Consider the following 5,138-nt stretch of genomic DNA (forward strand, 5'->3'; position numbering starts at 1 on the left):
GGGCGATCTGCCGCTCATGACCGATAAAGGCACCTTTATCATCAACGGTGCGGAGCGCGTGGTGGTAAGCCAACTGTCGCGCTCTCCAGGCGTCTATTTTGAGGACTGGCTCGATCTCTCCGGCCAGGTGCTCTTTCGGGCGCGCCTTATTCCCCAAGAGGGGAACTGGCTGGAGGTCGAAACCGACCCACAACATCAGATCATGGCCCATATTGTTGGGTCGGCCCGTAAAGTCATTCCCCTTACCATGCTGCTGCGGGCGCTGCAGGTGTTTCCAGAAGCCCACGAGCCGATACAGCTCACGCTGGGCCAGGCATTGGAAAACCTTTGGGTCTATAAGCAGGTAGAGGGCGCCGATGGAAAAGAGGCGGAAAAAGACTATTTCTTCGTAACCCGCTTTGCCAAACCGGTGGTAGCTCCAACCGACATTGTGGCTCAGGTGGACAAAACAACCGGTGAAATTGCCCAATACACCACTCAAAAGCGCTCGATAGATTCTAAGCATTACAAAGCGCAGGTGGTGCATGTTGCCGGAGAGATTTTGGCGGAGGAGAACGCCCCGGCTACCTATGAGGTACTGCAGTCTCTTGCGAAGAAGCTCGGCTCCGATTTCGTTGTCTCTCTGTACTCGCCGGTCGGCTCCACAGAGGAGATTGTGCGCGCCTTCTCTAAGGTAACCGTCATCGAGAACCCCACGCCTGAACAGCTTGTGGGCTGTCGTCCCGCTGCCGATATTTTGGATAAGAAAGGCAAAGTTTTGGTGCGGGCAACCCACCGCATCCCCGATAAAACCGTGGCCAAAGCGGTTGTCGATCTCAAGCTCCCCTCCATTGAGGTTTTGGAGGTCAACCCCTATGTGGAGGCCACTCTGGAGCAAGACACCTCCAATACGCCGGAAGAGGCCTTAATCGAAATCTATCGTAAGCTAAAGCCCGGCGACCCTGTGTCTCTCGAATCGGCAAAAAGTTTGCTGCAGGCGCAGTTCTATGATGTGCGCCGCTACGACCTCGCCCGTGTTGGGCGTTATAAGGTGAACAAAAAGCTCGGTATCCAGGTTGACCTAAAGTGCCGTGTCGTCACCAAGGAAGACCTGGTGGGCATCCTTCGTTACATCATCAATCTGAGTGCTGGCGTCGGCTCGACGGATGATATTGATCACCTTGAGAACAAGCGCATCCGCAGTGTGGGCGAACAACTGTGTGCGCAGTTGCGCCTTGGCTTCCAGCGCATGGAAAAGGTGGTGAAGGAGCGCATGACCGCCTCCGAAAACATCAACCTTCAGTTCGTCATGGCCACCAAACCGATTAGCGCCAGCATTAAAAGCTTTTTTGGTTCGTCCCAGCTTTCACAGTTCATGGATCAGACAAACCCCTTGGCCGAACTGGTCTCCAAAAGGCGCCTTTCTGCTTTGGGGCAGGGGGGGCTGTCGCGACAAAACGCGAAACTGGAAGTTCGTGACGTCCACCATAGCCACTACGGGCGTATCTGCCCCATCGAGACGCCCGAAGGCCCCAACATCGGCCTCATCGGCTCTATGGCGGTGTATGCCCGCGTGGATGAGTTCGGCTTTTTGGAAACGCCCTATCGCAAAGTGAAAGAGGGGGTGGTTACCGACGAAATCGTGTGGATGACGGCGGATCAAGACCATCGCTACTATATCGCACCCGCCAACATTCCCCTCGATGAAGACGGTCGGATTCGAGATGAGTATGTTCAGGTACGCTACGAGGATGGCTACCCCACGGTCCATCGCTCTCAGGTGCAGTACATGGATGTGGCCCCCGTGCAGCTTGTCTCCATCGCTACCGCGCTCATTCCGTTCATTGAGAACAACGAGGCCACACGCGCCTTGATGGGAGCCAACATGCAGCGCCAGGCCGTGCCGACGCTTCGTCCTCAGGCGCCGCTGGTGAAAACCGGTATGGAGCGGCGAGCAGCCCTGGATTCGGGTGCGGTGGTGCGTGCTCGGCGTAGCGGGGTGGTAACGCGCGTAACTTCGGAGCAGATCGATGTAACAACTCCCGACGGGCGCGTGGACAGCTACTATCTGCTTAACATGCTGCGCTCCAATAACTCCACCTGCATCACGCAACGCCCCATTGTGCGCAAGGGGCAACATGTGCGCCAAGGGCAGGTGCTAACCGATGGCCCCTGCGTAGAAAACGGCGAATTAGCCCTTGGTCAAAACGTGCTGGTGGCCTTTATGCCATGGGGCGGGTTTAACTTTGAAGATGCTATTCTCATTTCGGAGCGCTTGGTGAAGGACGATGTCTACACCTCTATCCATATTGAAGAGTTCGATACCGAAGCGCGCGACACCAAACTAGGGCCGGAAGAGATCACCCGCGACATCCCCAACGTGGGCGAGGATACCCTAAGCGACCTGGATGAGAACGGCATCATTCGTGTGGGGGCCGAGGTTCGCCCCGACGATATCCTGGTTGGCAAAGTGGCGCCGAAAGGGCAAGGGGAACTGACGGCAGAAGAGCGCCTGATCATCGCCATTTTCGGCAAGAAGGCCGAAGAGACCCGTGATGTAAGCCTGCGCGTTCCTCATGGAAACGGCGGGCGCGTGATAGATGTGAAGGTGTTCAGCCGCTATAAGTACCAGGGGGCGCGTGATGGGCGTGTCTACAACTTCTGTAAGCGACCCGAACCCGGCATGCGCGACTCGCAAGATGGGGAGCTGCTGCGCCTTCCGCAAGACGAGCTGCCCGTGGGAGTAAATATACTGGTGAGGGTCTATGTCGCCCAGAAACGCAAAATTATGGAAGGCGATAAGATGGCCGGACGTCACGGCAACAAGGGAGTCATCTCCAAGATACTGCCTGTGGAGGATATGCCCTTCCTACCGGATGGCACCCCTGTAGACATTGTACTGAACCCGCTAGGCGTGCCCTCGCGTATGAACATCGGCCAGATTCTCGAAACCCATTTGGGTTATGTGGCCCAACACCTCAACTGTAGCTTTGTTAACCCCTCCTTCGAGGGCATGACCGAGAGCGAAATCATCGAACAGATGGAGATTCTCGGCGCTAAGTTCTGGCGCGAGCGGTTGCAGAAATATCTGAACAGCGAACTGCGCCTGTATGTGTCGCTCGATTCGGTAGAGCCTTTCAACGAATTTGTGAAGGTCTACCGCGAACAGCACCCGCTGCCCGACGACGCCGCCCTACAGAACGGCCAGGCCACCCCAGAGCAGGCCGAGCAAGCCCGCGCCCTTTACGAAGCTTACATACGTCGCCTGCTAGAGCCTGTGCGCGAGGCGCTCATGGAGAGGTCGGAAGAGGACTTAAAGCGGCTTTCGCAACTGCTGGCCGCTGCCGATACCAACACCGCCTCACATGAAGAGGTGGTAGAGGCCATTGTGCAAAAGATCGAAGAGAACTGCCGGGCGCGTGTGGGGTTTGACCCACACACCGGAAAATCCTGGGTTCGCGATGGGCTTACCGGTGAAACGTTCGATATGCCGGTAACAGTTGGCGTGATCTACATGCTGAAGCTCGCTCACCTGGTGGACGACAAGATTCACGCCCGATCCACAGGCCCTTACTCTCTTGTAACACAGCAGCCGCTTGGAGGCAAAGCCATGTTCGGCGGGCAGCGCTTCGGCGAAATGGAGGTGTGGGCGCTCGAAGCCTACGGCGCCGCCTATACCCTGCAAGAGATTCTGACCATCAAATCCGACGACATTCAGGGGCGTGTAAAAACCTACGAGGCCATCGTGAAAGGCGACACCATCCTGGAACCCGGCGTGCCCGAATCGTTCAAAATCCTGGTGAACGAACTGCAAAGCCTCTGCCTAAAAGTCACCGTTTTGAACGATAAGGACGAACCGATTGACCTCAACGCGGGGGATGATGACATCGATCCGGGTGAAGACCCGGCCAAAGCTGCCGCACGGCGTCAACAACGAGCCTTACGCGAACATCCGCGTGATGATTACGATATCTGAGAAATCGCTACAAGTGCACGCACGAGAGTTCTGGCCATGCCCCGGCCTGTGGCTAGGGCGTGCCGGAACTCTTTGTCGTCAACGTTTTTGATCGTTACGGTCTGGAGGAAACGTTTCCTATGGCAGATGCCAGCACGTTTGCAAAAATAAAGATCGGGATAGCTTCTCCCGAAGAGATCCGCGCCTGGTCGTACGGCGAGGTTAAGAAGCCAGAGACGATCAACTACCGCACCTTTAAACCGGAGCGGGACGGCCTGTTCTGTGAACGGATTTTCGGCCCGGTGAAAGATTGGGAGTGCCACTGCGGCCGCTATAAAAAGATGAAGTTCAAAGGGGTTATCTGTGAGCGTTGCGGTGTTGAGGTAACGCGCAGCAAAGTTCGCCGTGAACGCATGGGGCATATCGAGTTGGCCGCGCCCGTATGCCATGTGTGGTACCTCAAAGCGGTGCCTAGTCCCCTAGGGCTTATTCTCGACATGAGCCCGCGTCATCTAGAGCGCGTGCTCTATTTCCAAGCCTACATCGTCATTGATGTAGACGAGGTACAGATCGCCGAAAACCTCAGCGAAATTCGTGCGGTGGTGGCCGCAGAGGAGGATAGAATCCGCCAAGAAGGGGCCGAAACCCGAGAGAGGCGCATTCAGGAGTTCAATCGCGAGGTGCAACGTCGGCGCACTGCAGCCATGTCGGAGGACCCAGAAGTGGCCGCCGAAGGATGGTCGGAAGAGATCATCGCGCGCAAACGGAGCGATCTTGAGATACGGCTGCGTCATGATGAGGAGGATGTGGAGTTTCGCATTCAAGACCTCCGCAACGCCCTGGCTACCCTGGAGAAGATAAAACCCCGTGACCTGATTACCGAAGACCAATATCGCGCACTGGAAAACCTCCAAGAGGTGTTGGCCCGCCACTTCAATGACAATACTTGGTACGATGTGGTGCGGGCCGGCCAAGGGGGCGCTGCCATAAAAGAGTTGCTACAACGGATTGACCTCGAAGAGCTTAAGCGTGAGCTGCGGCAGGAGGTGGAGAACACTCAAGGCCCAAAACGCGTGCGTGCTACAAAACGCCTTGAGCTGGTGGAGGCTTTCTTGGCCTCGCGTACCCGCCCCGAATGGATGATCATTGAGGCCGTGCCCGTTATCTCGCCGGAGTTGCGCCCCATGGTGATGCTGGAAGGCGG

1 protein-coding gene and 1 pseudogene are annotated in these 5,138 nt (G+C 56.5%); both read left to right on the forward strand.

From position 1 onward, the window contains the following. On the forward strand, positions 1-3,955 hold a 3,955-nt coding region (locus tag VKV29_RS06300), incomplete at its 5' end, for a DNA-directed RNA polymerase subunit beta (protein WP_324200457.1). 119 nt (positions 3,956-4,074) lie between these two features. Further along, positions 4,075-5,138, forward strand: a pseudogene (locus tag VKV29_RS06305) (DNA-directed RNA polymerase subunit beta'); the annotation flags it as partial.

This window comes from Chthonomonas sp., assembly GCF_035294165.1.
In the GTDB taxonomy this organism is placed as follows: domain Bacteria; phylum Armatimonadota; class Chthonomonadetes; order Chthonomonadales; family Chthonomonadaceae; genus Chthonomonas.